This window comes from Rhodopirellula bahusiensis (assembly GCF_002727185.1).
Classification (GTDB): Bacteria; Planctomycetota; Planctomycetia; order Pirellulales; family Pirellulaceae; genus Rhodopirellula; species Rhodopirellula bahusiensis.
In genome coordinates, this window is the sequence record NZ_NIZW01000004.1 from 71,619 (window position 1) to 87,697 (window position 16,079).

At 56.2% G+C, this 16,079-nt stretch carries 11 protein-coding genes; 1 reads left to right on the forward strand and 10 read right to left on the reverse strand.

Annotated elements, in window-relative coordinates:
• Positions 1-24: 24 nt before the first annotated feature.
• The 9 genes from CEE69_RS06930 to CEE69_RS06975 form a co-directional block, all read right to left on the reverse strand.
• Entirely contained in the window at positions 25-1,380 is a 1,356-nt protein-coding gene (locus CEE69_RS06930; protein WP_099260006.1) for a DUF1552 domain-containing protein, read from the reverse strand.
• Complete coding sequence (locus CEE69_RS06935) at positions 1,377-3,758, reverse strand: DUF1592 domain-containing protein (protein WP_233214928.1); 2,382 nt, start codon at positions 3,756-3,758, stop codon at positions 1,377-1,379. The genes CEE69_RS06930 and CEE69_RS06935 overlap by 4 nt, the downstream gene beginning before the upstream one ends.
• Before the next feature lie 675 nt (positions 3,759-4,433).
• Positions 4,434-4,901: a hypothetical protein gene (locus CEE69_RS06940; RefSeq protein ID WP_233214929.1), complete on the reverse strand. Its 468-nt coding sequence runs from the start codon at positions 4,899-4,901 to the stop codon at positions 4,434-4,436.
• Between the two features lie 120 nt (positions 4,902-5,021).
• A complete protein-coding gene (locus CEE69_RS06945) occupies positions 5,022-5,426 on the reverse strand; it encodes a hypothetical protein (RefSeq protein WP_099260007.1) in 405 nt (134 codons plus the stop codon).
• Positions 5,427-6,396: 970 nt separating this feature from the next.
• A complete protein-coding gene (locus CEE69_RS06955; RefSeq protein ID WP_099260158.1) occupies positions 6,397-6,888 on the reverse strand; it encodes a hypothetical protein in 492 nt (163 codons plus the stop codon).
• 2 nt (positions 6,889-6,890) lie between these two features.
• The gene (locus CEE69_RS06960; protein WP_099260009.1) at positions 6,891-7,976 is read right to left on the reverse strand and encodes a hypothetical protein; all 1,086 of its coding nucleotides are present in this window, start codon (positions 7,974-7,976) and stop codon (positions 6,891-6,893) included.
• Positions 7,977-8,069: 93 nt separating this feature from the next.
• A complete protein-coding gene (locus tag CEE69_RS06965; protein WP_007326741.1) occupies positions 8,070-8,348 on the reverse strand; it encodes a DNA-directed RNA polymerase subunit alpha C-terminal domain-containing protein in 279 nt (92 codons plus the stop codon).
• Positions 8,349-8,485: 137 nt separating this feature from the next.
• Positions 8,486-9,259 carry a lipoate--protein ligase family protein gene (locus CEE69_RS06970; protein WP_099260010.1) on the reverse strand — a complete coding sequence of 258 codons (774 nt, stop codon included), beginning with the start codon at positions 9,257-9,259 and terminating at the stop codon, positions 8,486-8,488.
• Positions 9,240-12,878 carry an ABC transporter permease gene (locus CEE69_RS06975; protein WP_099260011.1) on the reverse strand — a complete coding sequence of 1,213 codons (3,639 nt, stop codon included), beginning with the start codon at positions 12,876-12,878 and terminating at the stop codon, positions 9,240-9,242. Before CEE69_RS06975 ends, CEE69_RS06970 begins: the two co-directional genes overlap by 20 nt.
• Positions 12,879-13,035: 157 nt before the next feature.
• Between CEE69_RS06975 and CEE69_RS06980 the strand changes: the two genes are divergently transcribed.
• The gene (locus CEE69_RS06980) at positions 13,036-15,036 is read left to right on the forward strand and encodes a TolC family protein (protein WP_099260012.1); all 2,001 of its coding nucleotides are present in this window, start codon (positions 13,036-13,038) and stop codon (positions 15,034-15,036) included.
• Between the two features lie 228 nt (positions 15,037-15,264).
• Here the strand turns inward: CEE69_RS06980 and CEE69_RS06985 are convergent, their stop codons facing one another.
• Positions 15,265-16,044: an SDR family NAD(P)-dependent oxidoreductase gene (locus tag CEE69_RS06985; protein ID WP_099260013.1), complete on the reverse strand. Its 780-nt coding sequence runs from the start codon at positions 16,042-16,044 to the stop codon at positions 15,265-15,267.
• Positions 16,045-16,079 lie beyond the last annotated feature (35 nt).

Genomic DNA, 16,079 nt, shown 5'->3' on the forward strand with positions numbered 1-16,079 from the left:
CATGCCAGTGGATCAACACTGCGGCTAACCCAATCCTTGCAAGACTCCGTTGCTGTCGCCAAACCCGTCGGCGTTCGCCCCCATCTGCTTCATCATCCACAGGTACAAATTGCAAAGCGGCGTTCCGTTTTTATAACGCACATGTTGACCGGTTCGAATTCGTCCGCCACCGCCGCCCGCTAGCAAAATCGGCAGGTCATCGTGGTTGTGCCGATCACCGTCGCTGATCCCACTGCCATACACGATCATGCAATGATCCAGCAGCGAACCGTTGCCCTCGCGAATCAGTTTCAAACGAGACAGAAGGTAGTTGAACCGCTCCGCATGGAACGAATTAATTTTCGCGATCTCGGCCTGTTTGTGTTCGCTTTTGCCATGATGCGAAAGCTCATGATGCCCTTCGTTCACGCCAATCTCCTTGTATGCCCGATTGCTTCCCGCATTGGTGAACATGAACGACAAAATTCGCGTGCTGTCGGTTTGATAGGCGAGCGTCACCATGTCCATCATCAAATCGCTGTGCCGCGAAAGCTCCTGGGGCACACCGCTGGGGCGTGGGTAATCCGGCACACCTTCTTCTGACAGTCCCAGCTTCTCGGCGCCGTTCAAACGTTTCTCAACGTCCCGAATGGCGTACAAGTATTCGTCCAATTTGCGTCGATCCACGATCGGAAGGTGAGCGTGCAAACGCTTCGCGTCCTCGGCAACAAAGTCCAAGATGCTCTTCCGATACTTCTCTCGTTCGCTCTTAGCACGACGCGTTTCTTTCACCGTTTGCCCCGCGAACAAACGATCGAACAAGGCACGCGGATCCGTCTCCTTCGCCATTGGATTTGTCGGACCACGCCACGACATATTGGACGCGTAGGCACAGCTGTATCCGCTGTCGCAATTGCCTGCCTGGCTGCTCGCTTCCAAACCCAATTCCAATGAAGCGAACCGGGTTCGGTCGCCGACATACTGCGCCGCGACCTGATCCACCGAGACTCCGTTTTGGATGTCAGCCCCATTTGTCTTGCGAGGGTGAGCGCCCGTCAAAAACGCAGCCACACTGCGTGCGTGGTCACCGCCTCCGTCACCATGAGCACGAGCCCCATCCAGGGTCAGCCCCGACAGAACACTGATGGAATCCTTGTTATCGGCCAACTTCTCAAGCGTCGGGGTCAGCTCAAACTGGCGTCCCTCTTTCTGTGGCGTCCACGCGGGCATGTGCATGCCATTGGGAACATAGAAGAACCCCATTCTCAGCGGTGGTGGGCCGCCTGATTCCGCGGCCAACAATCGCGTTGGACTCATCGCATCCAACAATGGCAATGCCACCGCGGTTCCCATCCCTCGAAGCACCAAACGTCGTGACAAAGTACGAGGTGAATGACTCATGGTTCTCGATACCCTTGCTTTTGAAATGGATCGCTCTCGATGATCGCCGCGATCAAGTAAGCGAATTTGTAGTCGTGCGAGCGAACATCGGCGGTGATCTTGTCGAGCGCACATTTATCGTAGTATTCCGTCCCACGCCCCAACGCGTAGATCAGCATCTTCTCAGCCAAACACCGAACGAATTGTTCGCTCCGCTGCGTCGTCAACAACTCTCGCAACCCATTGATACCATCAAACGAAGTGCCATCGGGCATCAAACCGCTGGCGTCGATCACATCCCGTCCATCACGTGTTCGCCATCGTCCGACCGCATCAAAGTTCTCCAGCGCAAACCCCAGCGGATCCATCATGTTGTGACACGCCGCACACGCCGGGTTGGACCGATGCTGTTCCATGCGTTCACGAAGCGAACCAACCAACTTCCCCTTTTCCAGCTCGGGAATATTCGGCGGCGCCGGTGGCGGCGGAGTGTTCAGTAGATTGTCGAGAATCCATTTGCCGCGTTTCACCGGACTGGTTCGCGTCGGGTTGCTGGTCACGGTCAAAACACTGGCGTGGGTCAGCAATCCGCCACGCGGAGTGCCTGACAACGACACCTTCCGAAATTCATTCCCGCGAACGTCGTTGACGCCATAGAATCGAGCCAACGCTTCGTTCATATAAGTGAAATCCGCATTCAACAATTCGGTCACCGGCAAATTGTTTCGCATCACTTCCGAGAAAAACATCAACGTCTCCACCCGCATCGCGTCGCGAACCTCATCGTCAAAACCACGATAGATTCGGGTGTCCGGCTGAACGATTTCGAGGTTGCGAAGTTGCAACCACTGCGAAGCAAAGTTGTCCACGAAACGACTGGCCTTCGGACTCTTGATCATCCGGCCAACCTTCTCCAGCAACATCCGGCGATCACGAAGTTGGCCACGATGCGCCATCCGCAGCAGCTCATCGTCCGGCATGCTGCTCCACAGAAAGTAAGAAATTCGCGTCGCCAATTCGTACTGGTTCACTTGCGGCATCACACCGTCATCCCCAGCCTCCCGCGGTCGCTCCACCCGAAACAAGAAGTACGGCGAGACCAACACAGCTTGCATCGCGACCTGCATGCTCTCTTCAAACGATCCGCCGTTGTCACGAACCTGAGTCGCAAGCTCAACCAGCCGGCCCAGTTCTGACTTGCCAATCGGCCGGCGATACGCTCGGCTCGCAAATCGCCCCAGCACAGCCTTCGCCGCGCGGTCGAACTCACCGTCGTTGCCAGCGGTCTCGAACAGCAGCACCCGGTGCGTCGTCGGCAAATCCGGCGACGAAACAAACTGGCTTCGTTGTTCAACGCCACTGACCTTCACATGGTGAACATGCAAGTTTCGATCGATTTGATCCTTGACGTAGTAATCATTCAAGAACGAAAGGTCGATCTGGCGGGTGCCCTTGCCCAACCGGAACGCAACCTTCTTCTCGGTCGGCTCACTCTCTTTCACTTCGACGGGAATCGTCCGGCGGCCCGCGGTGACTTCCGCACGCACCGGTTCGTCCCCACCTTGGTCGCCACTGAGGCTGAACACCACCGTGTAGGTCCCGCTGAACGGAGCGTCGAACTGCAGCGTCACCGTGCCGTTGGATGACATCGCCAGATGATTCTTGCCGTTGTACTTGTCCGCCCCGATCAGCGTGATGGGCGAACGCTCCAGTTCGAACAATTCCGGCGGTGGCGGCGTGTAAATCGCTTCGCCCATGATCGATTCTGCCGCATCCAAGTACTTCTCCATTAGCAGCGGCGGCAACGACAACACATCCCCGATGTTGTCGAATCCATAACCGACGTCATCCCCCGGAAAATCATCCGCGGGCGAGTAATCCACGCCAACCAAATCGCGGATCGTGTTGCGATACTCAGCCCGATTCAACCGCCTCAACGTGATCTTGCCGGCGTTGGGATTTCGAACGCAATCGATCGCGTTGGCAAGCTCATCGATCAGCTCCACCATCCGAGTCCGACTGGACGGATCCATCACATCTGAATCCGCCGGCGGCATTGTTCCTAAGCGAACTTGCGCGAGAGCCCGCATCCAATGCTCGCGACCTTTGACGATTTTCAGCGCCGTGTCGTCAGCCTCCAGAGACACCCCACCTTCACCGTCTTCGGCACCGTGGCAGTCGTAGCAGTAAGTTCGCAACAACGGCACTAGCTGCTCACGGAACTTGAGTTCGCTGGCAAGCTCATCCGCAACCAGGACGCTACCTCCGACGAAACAAACGATCAGCGCAGCAACGCAGGCGAGCAAACCACGCTGCACGAACTTCAGGGCTCGAGGCAACCGAACAAAAAGAAGTCGCGAGACACGGTGATCAACAGGATGAATAAACACACTTTGCATCCCACCATTTTACCAAGCCACACCTCGCGAGCGTGCACAATCCACAGGCGAATTGCTCACCCCGCTATCGGCAGAGTCGAAGCAACCCAAGCATCCACTACAACCGCTACCACCCACTGACGAAACAAGTGGCATATGCTTCCAGCCTGTGATTGCCCTGAACACCGCCTGAAAGCCAATGCAACTCAACGAACCAAACATTGGCAATGGTCCTCCATAGGGTGGATGATCATCCCGTGCACCGAAGGACGGCTTGCGAGATTTCACGAGAGGATGCTCAGCCTTCCGGCCTCGGTGACTGTTACCGTGACTCACATATGCCATGCTTTCTGTTGACGCGATCAACCTGAGACACACTGAATGAAGTGCGAATCGCCGTTCTTCGCTCCGTCGTCACACATGGATGGACTGTGCCCAGAATGCGCTCAACATATCTGTGGATACTCGAATTGCTCACACGTGTTCGTGAATAGTTCGTGTGAGCTCTGCGGCTGGAATGGTTCCGCGACCGAATTCATTTGGTCGCTACAATGAACTCACGAAGTCTTGCAGCTTGATTCAAAACCCAAAAACAATTTGGGGCAATCAACGGGACGGGGTAATCAATGAGCAAATGAAAACAACAATGCCACCCCAACCTTCTAATTTCGCCCGTTCGATTTGTTTCGCCGCGGACTATTGATAGGCGGAAGTCGTTGCCCGGATAACGGCCGCTTTTGGAAACGGCAGAGTGCCATTCTCACGGCTATGCAACAGAACACCAAACTTATCTAGGTCAACGAACCTCGGATTTCGGCGAGTGTTGGGGTCGTTTCGATTTGCGGCGAACCAGAATCGATCCCCCGTCGAAAGTGGCATGCTCTTGCCGTAGAGCGTTTGCGAATCGCCAATTTCGATTGTGATCGTTCGATCGTGGTTCCTGCACGTTGCGTAGTATGTAACGCAAGGACCACCGATGCGAGCACCAGTCTTCTCGTTAACCGCCGACCAGAACTCGCCTTGGTGAACCTTGGTGATGGAAGCGACGTCCCAAAGTTGGTTATAGAGCGAATCATGCACTACACGGATCGCTGCGATTGCGATTGCAGCAATCAACACGGTCAACAACAACAATCGACTAGTGAATCGAAATTGCATTTTCATACGTCAGCCCCTACGAACGTCAAAAATCACCCGGTTTCGATAAGAGATTTTCCATCGTCAGAGACGACGACTCCGCGAATTTGGTTCGTCTCATGGCTACATGGTTATTGCTCGCCAGCGTCAAAGTGCGTTTCGCAGCAGCATCAGTTGAGTATCGACATTCTCGTCGATCCAGTCCCCGTCGTCAGAATGGATTGTACCGAATCGCACAACGCCATCGCCGCTAGCGTCGATTAGCCAACCACCCGCGTAGAACAGTTGGTGTATCTCAATCCCATCGGACATGAACCGTATTGTCTCGATGTTGCCGGGCATGGTTGCGGCGAACGGAGCCCAGCGTGCATTCCGACAAAGTTGAATGAAGCGTCCAATGTCCGATCGATTCGCAATCATCAGTTCTTCGATTTGAATAGCGTCGACGCCATCCAATTGCGTCAAAAACTTCGGTTGCGAAACGGCATCAATCGCGGGTTCGGAGACGGTGTTCGTCGAGACGCATCCAGAGATCAATGCAACACTGATCATTGCTACTCGAACGATGAGTCCAATTCGCGTGTGAGACATTCTTCGCCATTGCAAGGAGTGAACTGACGACTAACGAAGCAAAGTGACAACAACGCAAGCTACCAAGTCCTTTCGTGGAATTCACTTGGACAGGTGCATTCGATGATGATCACTCTTCAAGAATGGGAATCACGACGGGATCAGACGGGTAGCTGACACGCGTGGCTACGACCGTTTCTGGATGCAGTGCGGAAACGATTGCGGGATGTATTCCAGTTCCCTTCGGCAAGAATGCGACGCCACGTCCGTTTTTCAGCATTGCCGGGATATCTTTTGATTCAATCTTGGAGCCATCAAGCCGCGTAAACCTAAGCGTGCTCATCGACGCTATAAATCGCTCGGACTGAAGAATGAGGACCGAGCGAGAACGCGACCGAGAAGCGTGCACGGTTCTTCCACTATGTCGAATCGTTCCCTGAGTTGCCCAGTTTTGTCGAGAGTCATGCCAATCGAATACGGTGCCAATCAGTCGTGACGCTCCATCCGGCCCGTCCGCCTTGACTTGAGCATCTACGATCCACGTTGGTGGTCCGGGTACAGGACCATCTGCTTCGCTGACCTGAATCTGCCAAGCGACAATTATCAGCGAACTGAGCAACAAGAATGGGTTTTGCATCGACTGTTCTCACTGGTGGAAAATGTTCGGCTACCAATCAAAGTCGCTGATTGTCGCCAAATCACACGGATCCCAGTCTACGGTTTCACCGCGCAAGGCGTGACAAAGCTCGATCTCGGTTCGGTAAACCTGGTGAAAACGCAGTGAGAACGTCCGTCCGGAAATTTGTTGACCGCCATAGGCTCAGTCATCTGGGGATGCCTCCCAGGGGCAACTCCGCTTTGATCCAAGGCAGATTAGCCGATGTGCGTTAGCACCGGTTTTCACGACGCAACCGGACCTAACGGTCGTCGGCTCATCACCGAGACGCTTCGGCTACGACCGCGATCGGCGACCGCGAAGTCGCGAAATAACCGAAGGCAGCTTGGATGCGATCGAGCGAAGCTGAGGAGCATCCAGGCGTTCCTCCAGGACCTCCGAGTCGACGACCAGCTCTTGGTTGGATTCCGGTTGGTGAGCGACCAAATAGAAAGGCTGTTCGGCGACAACCTCACGCCCATCGGCCAAGAAGACTCGCACGCGAATCTTCCAATGAATTTGCATCAGGTGACCCTGATAGCTCAGCGGCGAAGCGGGCAAGACGCACTGGATCCCGTTTCGCTCCTTCAGCTGGATGCTTTGCAGATCCGAGTGGTCGTAGCGTTGGAAATAGTGGACGCCCAAATCCTCATCGCCTTTGCCCTCGGTATGCCAAAGCACCGAGATCTCGACGCTCTGCAATTCTTCCAAGTTGACCCGGCTGATTCTCCAGCCCGCCTTCAGCTGACAGCCGGCTGCGTACGATCCGTCATCACGACAGACCGACACATTCACCGCGGGCTGTCGGGAGGCGACATGAGCGGCGGCTGGACGAGCAGTGGGAAACTTCGGCAGAACGATGGCCACGGACGGGACTCTCCGGAAACAAGCAGTCGCCACCTGACAACGTTGTTGGTTGCAGCAAAAGAGTGCATCACGTTTTCAGGTAGCTCGAATGACAATTGTTGCTCCCAGGGCCCGCGGGGGTCAACACGAACCGTCTTTTCCTTCAGCAATTCTTGCCGCAGTGCCACATGATGATCACTGCGAACGTCCGTGCCCTGGCGAAAAAACGACTCTTCTTCGCAAACCAGCTCAATTTTCAGCCATTTTAGCCGCATCTTGCCCATTTGCGAGACAAACAGCTCGTACTGCCCACCGGGCTGAAGCGGATGATCACTGATCTCCACCACCGTCGCACCGACCCCGGCGACCTGGCGAACCTGCTTCAGAAACACTCGCAGCGACCACACGGCGACGCACGAGAAGGGCACCATCAGCATGGCCAAAATTGGACGCGGCACGCCATACCACCAACCCGAGATCACCACTGCCAACAGCACCAAACACAGGCAATTCCACCCCAAAGCCAGCGCCGCCGAACCAAAAACGCTCAATCGCCCGGTCGATATTGAGGCCAATCGAAAGCGAAGACGCTCGCCCGGACTCTCGTTCATCACCTGGCGGCGTGGGACGGTCGGCAATTCCGGAAATTCTCGCGGGTCGAATTCCGGTTCCAACGATTGCGAAGACTCTTCCGCTCCCGAGTTACGGCCGGCCAGAGATCGAGTCTCATCGATCGCCCGTTTCCGGTTGGCAGAAATCCGTTCCTGGCTAAACCCAAGATGCAGCAAACGGTAGCCGAGCCCGATGACTCCTGATGCGACGGAGGCCACGGAAACAACCGCAACCACCCAACGCCCCCATCTTCCACCACCTTGTGTCAGATTGGACTCGAGGACCCGACGAGCTTCTTCGGGAAGATCGATGCCAATGCGAGGCATCATCACGGACGACACGATCACCAACGCCAGTACGAACACGCCGAGCAGGATCAGGCCAAGGTAGAACGCGAGTTCACCGAGAACGCCACGCATGGCCCCGGTCCGTGAACGGCGTCCCCGTTTTTTACTCCAGGGACGCAGAAGCGTTCTCGACCAGGATCGTCTCACAAAGGACTACCGTAGCAATCAGTTGGCGGTCGAAACGGCCTGTCGGCCTGGGCGATAGAACCCAAGTTGCTCGAGAGCGTCATAGACTTCTTCAAGAGTCTTTTCGCCGAAGTTGCTGATTTTCAGCAAACGTCGAGGCGTCGCGTTGAGCAGGTCACGGACGGTCAAAATGCCGGTCTCTTCCAAGCAGTTCGTTGTCCGAACGGTCAAACCCATTTCCGCGATGCTCAGATCGAGACGTTCACGGCGCAGTCGGGCTTCTTCCTCAGCCTTACTCAATGGAATGCGGGTCTTCATGAGAATCCTTTCACGAAAGGGTGCAATGGCGACAAAATTGTGCAGATCGTCTTGTAAAGATAACCAATTCGTACGCCCTGACAATGCCAACGTCCGGCAATCTTGGACACTCTTTCCACGGTGGGCAGTCGCCCGGATCACCGCCGAACGTGCCATTCCGTTGTGCCATAACGCGTTCTTAACAATCCGTCCGCGACTTCTTCGATGGACCGAACCACCAACGAATCAGGCGCGGACGACACGCCAAATTGCTCCGCCAAATCCGATTCCAGCTGGCTCGCATCGACGTCAATATTACCAACAAATTCGCGATGACTTCGGCGCTGGCGGTATTCCGGTTGCCTGGGCGCGAAGTCCAAACATGACTCGATCAAATCCAGATCGGATCCGATCAAGATCGTCCCATGATAGAGCAGATGATGGCGAGCCACACGCAAGCTGTTTCCGGAGAACTTTCGGTTCTCAAACGTTAGATCACAAATGCCTTTTCGTTCCGCGGTCGGCAACTGCGTCTGGACCGCAGCGAGAACTCGCTGCATCACATAGTCATGAGCGACGTCGATCTTGCGGATCGATGTCTCATCAAGCAAACGCAGGACCACGCTATACATCCAACACCCCGGCCCGCCGACCACCGAGGCTCCTCCCGTGCAACGGCGCAGCACTTCGATCCGACGTTCTTGGCACCACGGCCGGTTCACTTCGTCGTTGATCTTCGAGCTGCGTCCGAGCACAACGGTCGGCTGATCGAACTGCCACATCCGCAACGATTCCGTGTCGATTGCTGTGGACTCGTCTTCGCCAACGACTTGGTCGGCCCACTGCAACATCGCTTCGTCACGAGCGAGCTGGCGTCGGGCAAGCGTCGACGCACTTTCGCTCGGCTCATTCTTAAAGTTCAACAACTGCATTTTCGGCTCGCAACGACTCGATCAACGGCAGCGTCAACACTTTCCAAACGGCCACCAAACCGGCCAAGGTCCCAAACAACAAAATCGCAAGCAAGATCCCCAGTGGCTCCGCGATCGGCATGCTGGTCCCCGACAACCATGCGTACGGCAAGACAGCCAACATCGCCGTTACCGCTCCGCAGCCAATTCCAATCGCCAATAAGAACGTGTTCTCACCCAACACCAAGGTTGCCAAACGCTGGCGAGTGAACCCGACCGCGCGCATGACGGCGAGTTCTCCGCGACGTTCCAAGACGCTTCGCAACTGAGCAACCGCCAAACCGATCGTCCCCAACAACAAGCCCAACGCTCCCAAACTTTGGAACGTTCGCAAGTACGTGTTCTGAACCGCCAGCAAGCCTGCCAACACGCGGTCGGCTCGCTGCACGTCCATGCCCGCATCGACCAGCCGCGATTCCAACACCTCCGCTATCTCATCGACTTCGTTGTCGCGGGCCGTCTCGTCGTTCTTTGCATCATCCGATGTGACGCCACTCTCCATCGCGAAGAGGAAGTACTGGTAGCCGGTTGAACTTGGGAACACATTTTCGAATGCCCGTTCACCCACAATCAACTTGCCTTGCAACACCGAGCCCGCCAACAGACCGACGACTCGGAAGTGAACATCGCCGCTGCCGTAGTCAAACGCTTTGACCTCATCGAGACCGCCACGCATTTGCAGGCTCCACATCGCCGTGTTTTGGTCGATCACAACGGGCACCGGATCTTCCAACGTGCCCGCTGCCGGAACGTTCAACAATTCCCAAGTCGCTTCGGATGTCTCGCCTTCCATGCTGGCCCAACCAAATCCGCCGAGCGAATCTTGAACTGATAATCCGATGACCGTCGGTCGCATGGCTTGGTAAAGATTGTTGCAACTCGCGTCATCGCCACCCTTCATTCGAAACGGAACAACTCGCACTTTGTCTTTCGACAACGTTTCCGCCTCTCGGCCAAGCAACTCTGCTCGCACATCCTCGGCACGGAGGTCTTGATGCAGCGGTTGAGCCGTTTGCCCGATCAAGTCAAAGCCACCGGTTCCTTCCTCCGTCGGCGACAGACGAAACACGCTGATCGACAGAATTAAAAACGCCGCCGTCGCTACCAATCCGATCGCAAGCGTGCTGCGAAGTGGACTACGACGAGCGTTGGCCATCGCCAACGAACTCAGCGAGCCACCACCCAACCCCGGAGTTCGCATCGCGTGCCCGGTTGCCGCTTGCTTGCCGCGTGAACCATTTGAATCTCTTCGCCGTCGGAGCGAACGATGCACCCAAATCAGGATCGCAACCAGAGACAACATGCCTGCTCCGACAAAGCCGCCGGCGGCTTGCTGACCTCCGCCCAAAGCTCCCGCAATCGCCGCGATAACAGCCAAAAGCAACAAGCCGATTGCAACCCACAGGGACGCCTTGCCGCTGCTTGGTTTCTTCGTCTTGTCGCCGCCGCTCAACGCATGGGACGAGTCCATCGTCCGTCCGCCAACCAAAGCCGCGGGATTCAACCGCAACAAGAAACGCAACGTCCAGGCGGCGGTGAACATGCACACCAACCATCCCAAAATCCCACCCAAGGCGATCGACATCGGCGTCGCATGAAATTGCAGAAACGGAACCGTGACCGCTCCGACCCACCACGACTTCAGCGCCCACAGAACCGCCCACGCGTAAGCCACTCCGCCCGCGATTCCGAGCAGTGTTCCAAACGCAGCGGTCACCGCGGTTTCACCCAATGCCAATTTCATCACTCGTCGCGGCGTGAACCCAACTGCCAACAAGGTTCCAAACTCACTGAGTCGTTGAAGGACACCCAATCGCAACAACAAAGCGATCAACATCATCGCGGCCAGAATCACAAAGAACGACAACGCCAGGAACAAACCATCAAACGGAGTCGTTCCTTTGGATGCCGCCAACTGTTCCGCACGGATCGATCGCGGCGTCCATCCGAGCTCGCCTTGCACACCCCGTGTGGCCGCCAAAATCTTCGCTCGCAAGCCAGGCATGTCTTTCGCCAAACTCGGGTCGATTCGCAATCCAGTCGTCTGTCCAAATCGACTTCCAAAAATCGTTTGACCGACATCCAGCGGAACGAACGCCTTCGGAGTCAACCGTTGCTCATTCCAATAGGCATCGTCCTCTCGCTCGATCTTGCGATCCAATTGGAACGGCAAGTCCCAATCGCCGATGGAGTCTTGATCGGTCACGCCGGGAACATCAGGCGTCAACGCAGGATCGTTGTACGGCGTGATCGGCTCGTCAAAGACCGCCTCCCGATTCCGTCGGTAAGGCTTGCTGGGGACGGTCACCGGCACAATCTGCGTCACCACCGCATCGAATGACCGTTCAATTTCGCGCCCGTTTTCAACTTCGGGTTCGTAGAAAAACACCCGGACTTGGTCGCCGACTTTGGCATCCAAACGATTCGCGGTCCAATCATTCAAAACGATCGGCGTCTCGCCTGAATTGGTCGCCGGCGGTTCTTGTAACGAGTAATCCAAAGACAACGTGGGACCGTCATCCAACGCCGTCAAAGTGCTGTAGGGGACCGAGTGCGATTGGTCGCTGACCACAACCTCACCCGTTCCCGGATCGACTTTCTCAATCGCATTGGCGAGGTACGTCATCACGGGCGTCACCGTGCCTTCGGGCAAGGCATCCATCACCGCTTTCACGGCATCGTTTTTGAGCAGCAGGTTTTCGCTGGTGAGCGAGACATAATCGACGATGGGCTCGCCGCCATCTTCGCCACCTCGCTGAATGTGTTGCAGGTTCCATCCCAATGTCTCCAACGACCAACTCACGTCATCCGCAGAAATTTCGCGAGTCGAGAAAATCGCATTCGCTTGTCCTTCGCGATCCAACACGTCGGCAATGACCGCTCGCGATGCGAACACGGTCTTGGGAGCGGCTTGATTCGGCGTCAACGAAAATCGTCCCAACCCCGAGTCGGGCACAATGGCAGCGACCTTCATGCGAGGCAAACCTTCGCTCTGAATTTCTCGACGTCCAAGTGGGCTGTCGGCCGGCACCGCACCTTCAACCGGCAATCGCAATGTGACTTGGTCGCCGACGGCCACTTTCAACTCGTCCGCTGCGGCTTGATTCAAGACCACGCTTTCTTCGCCTGGCATCGCTTCCGGCCGAATTCCGGTCACGTCCAAGTCCCAGAACTGATCGTCGATCCCCAAGACCTGCACACCACCAATGCGTCGCTGCCGATCCGAACCATCCACATCCGCCTCGATGCTGCCTCCCGGAAACAGAATGACCGGCGTAGCGAACGAATCACTCGCGGCAGTGCCCTGCGTTTGCTCCTGACCGATGGACTCGCCTTCAATGGACAACTCCGCCAACGGGAAAAAGGCTCCAGGCGAAACGATTGATTCAATCTTCCCGAGTCGTTCGACCGTCAGCGCTTTCAAGCTGCCACGCATGGAATCGCCCACCAACAAGGCTCCCGTGATCACCGCGGTCGCCGTCGCCACCCCGAGCGCCACCGCGATCGTCACAGCTTGACGATGGCGAAGCGTCGAAAGGATCAACGAGACCAAAGTGACGGATCGAGCAGGGGATGCCATTGGTTTCCGGGGGTCGGGGGGTGTCAACGGTCGTGACGGATGAACACGCGTCGCGGTCCAAAGTGCCAGGCGGATTCGCTTTGTGACGATAACACGGTGGAGTTCGATTCCGAGTGCCTCCACCAAGTTTGTAGGTTTCCCAACCGTCTGTCCACGTATGCGATTACAAAGCTGTCGTTCGCCGCTCCGCGCCGGCCATCGCAAAAGCGATGGCTGGCGTCGCGTGTTGCCACGATTGGGACTGGCACTCTTACTCGCATGCACTTTGGTGGGTTGCCGATCGCGTCATCCGTCTCCCGCTCACGTTCTAGCAAAGTCTGCACAGCCCGCTGATTCTGACCAAAGAACGAACCTCGCGTCCGCGGTCCAACTTGGAATTCCGTCTGCATCCACCGAGCACTCGGGTTGGGGTGAACACTCTTTCAATGACTGCGTCGTCCAAAACCCCACCAACTTTGGTGATCCGTTTGGTGGGAAACAGGACACGCGACGACTGATCGAATTGGTCTCAACCAAACCAAACAACAATGCGAACGGTTCTGCCACGCCGGCGTCTTCGTCGGTCACGATGTTCCCCGATGCAGTATCCCGCGGAAACGAATCAGCAACGGAGTTTTGGGATCTGACCGAAGCCGAGATGATCACGTTGGCGTTGCAGAACAGCGACGTCATTCGATCGCTCGGCGTGCGAGTCCTTGAGTCACCGGGTTCGGTCACGACCGCTTACGATCCCGCCATCCAAGCGTCTGATCCGATGTTTGGCCCGCAAGCTGCCTTGGCGGAATTCGACAGTCAGCTCAGCGCTTCGCTGACCTCTCAAAACAACGACCGCGTCTTCAACAACGCCACGCTGGGAGGACAAGTCCAAGAGCTGGTCCAGGACTACGCCCAATTTCAATCCGGTTGGACGAAACGAACCACATGGGGCACGCAGTGGGACCTGCAATCGCTTCATTTGTACGACAGCAACAACCGAGCAGGCAACTCGTTCCCGAGCTACTGGGAAACCCAATTGGAACTGGGAGTTCGGCAACCATTGCTGCAAGGTGCCGGACGTTCATTCAATCTCATCGCGGGCCCCAACGCACGACCGGGACTGAATTTTTCAAACGGAATCTGGATCGCTCGGATCAACTCGCAAATCAGTCAGGCCGACTTCGAAATCCAGCTTCGCGACTACTTCCTCGAACTGTACACCGCTTATTGGCAGCTTCAGCGACTCTATCACTCCTACGCAAGCATTCGTCAAGCACGTGATGTCTCGTATGAGATTTGGCAAACGGTGCGTTCAAAGAAAGAGTCGGGATTGATGGGCGGCGAAGCCTACAAGGAAGCTCAGACGCGGGCTCAGTACTATCGCTATCAACGCGAAGCCGACCTTGCTCTGGGCGGCAGTTCAGGTGACACCGGAATTCGCAACGCCGAAAGAACCCTCCGGCGAATGATCGGCCTCCCCATCTCCGATGGCAAATTGCTTCGGCCGGCTGACCAATTCACCGCTGCCCCGTTTGAATTTGCAATCGACGACAGTGTTGCTAGCGGGTTCCAGCACCGAACGGAACTCCGTCGCCAACGTCTGCAAGTTCAACAGCACAATCTGCGACTCGTCGCGGCGAAGAACTTTCTGCTCCCGCGATTGGACATGATCGGCCGAACCCGCGTCCGAGGATTCGGAGACGACTTGACTGGCGAAGGACCACGGTTCGCCAGCGCCGCCGACGACTTGTTCTCATTCGATCACACCGAATGGGAATTTGGTGTCGAAATGGGAGTCGCCCCACTGCGTCGACAAGCCAAAGCTGCCGTGCGGAATGCCAAACTGCAACTGCACCGAGAACGATCGATCTTGGAAGAGCAACAGCGCGCCGTGACCTACGAGATTCACGACGCAATCTCCAACAGTCAGTCGAGCTACGCCGCTTTGCAGAACTCACTCGCTCGCGTCGCGGCAGGAGAAGATCGCCTGGCTTCCTCGCGAGCCCTTTATGACGCGGGCAAGATCCAATTGGAATTCTTGATCGACGCTTCCGAGGAGCTGTTGCAATCCGAGCGTCAATTGCATGTTGACCAAACCAACTACAGCCTCTCGTTGGTCCGAATCAGCCGAGCAATGGGCACCTTGCTGACCGACGTCGGCGTCCACTCCTACCGCCGCTAAGATCGGTCTAGGGGTTCCGTACGATGGCCTTCCAAGGCCGTCGAAATATAGCCCGACACGTCAGCGAGGCATTCCCCAGATTCCCGCCACGCAAGTTTTGAAGTTGCGCTTTTACATTCGGTTTTGTTGGCCAACGGCCAACATCAACCCAAACGTTTTGAATTGAATTTGGCCGTTGGCCATTAGAAGAAAAACCCAACCTCAAAACTCACGCGGCGGTTTTCCAGGTCAGCGTGCCGTCCAACCGCCATCCACGGTCAGCATACTGCCGGTCATGTAGCTCGACGCATCGCTGGCCAGGAAAATCGCCGCCCCTTGGATCTCTTGCAGCTGCGCCCAACGTTCCAGCGCGGTCGCTCCGACGATGAACCGTTTCGCTTCCTCCGTGTCCGCGATGGGAACGTTCATGGGAGTCAGAAACGGTCCCGGACAAATCGCGTTCACGGTGACGCTGTGCGGTGCCAGTTCCAAGCCCAACGCGCGAGTCATCTGCACGACGGCACCTTTGCTGGATGCATAAGGCGTTCGATTTGCCAAGCCAACCAATCCAAGCGTGCTGGCGAGGTTGATGATTCGGCCGGCTCCGTTGGACTTCATCACTTTGCTGGCGTGTTTACAGCACAACCACATGCCTTCCACATTCGTGGTTTGAACTTGCCGGAATTGCTCCAACGTCAACTCGTCGATCGAGCCACGCACATTGATTCCTGCGCTGTTGATCAATACGTCCAACCGAGAAAACTGGTCGACGCATTGCTGCACCATCTCAGCAACATCGCTTTCGACGGTCACGTCCGCCCCGATGCCGATTGCTTGAACCGGGTATTCGTCAGCAATCTTCTTTGCCGCCTCGGACGCTTCTTGTTCATTGCGACTGACCAGACAAACGTTGGCTCCCGCGGATGCGAGCCCCGCCGCCATCGCTTCGCCCAAGCCCTTGGAACCTCCCGTGATGAGCGCGGTTCGTCCGGTCAAATCAAAGAGCTTCACACCGGGCCATCGAGTCATGTTGGTTACCAAAGAGAGAAGTTGGGTAGAGAGCC

What these genes read in the sequence shown, in the direction of transcription:
- CEE69_RS06935 (WP_233214928.1), bottom strand. Translation starts at nt 3,758, where the DNA reads ATGCAAAGTGTGTTTATTCATCCTGTTGATCACCGTGTCTCGCGACTT.
- CEE69_RS06960 (WP_099260009.1), bottom strand. Translation starts at nt 7,976, where the DNA reads ATGCGTGGCGTTCTCGGTGAACTCGCGTTCTACCTTGGCCTGATCCTG.
- CEE69_RS06940 (WP_233214929.1), bottom strand. Translation starts at nt 4,901, where the DNA reads ATGAAAATGCAATTTCGATTCACTAGTCGATTGTTGTTGTTGACCGTG.
- CEE69_RS06980 (WP_099260012.1), top strand. Translation starts at nt 13,036, where the DNA reads ATGCGATTACAAAGCTGTCGTTCGCCGCTCCGCGCCGGCCATCGCAAA.
- CEE69_RS06930 (WP_099260006.1), bottom strand. Translation starts at nt 1,380, where the DNA reads ATGAGTCATTCACCTCGTACTTTGTCACGACGTTTGGTGCTTCGAGGG.
- CEE69_RS06985 (WP_099260013.1), bottom strand. Translation starts at nt 16,044, where the DNA reads ATGACTCGATGGCCCGGTGTGAAGCTCTTTGATTTGACCGGACGAACC.
- CEE69_RS06975 (WP_099260011.1), bottom strand. Translation starts at nt 12,878, where the DNA reads ATGGCATCCCCTGCTCGATCCGTCACTTTGGTCTCGTTGATCCTTTCG.
- CEE69_RS06965 (WP_007326741.1), bottom strand. Translation starts at nt 8,348, where the DNA reads ATGAAGACCCGCATTCCATTGAGTAAGGCTGAGGAAGAAGCCCGACTG.
- CEE69_RS06970 (WP_099260010.1), bottom strand. Translation starts at nt 9,259, where the DNA reads ATGCAGTTGTTGAACTTTAAGAATGAGCCGAGCGAAAGTGCGTCGACG.
- CEE69_RS06945 (WP_099260007.1), bottom strand. Translation starts at nt 5,426, where the DNA reads ATGATCAGTGTTGCATTGATCTCTGGATGCGTCTCGACGAACACCGTC.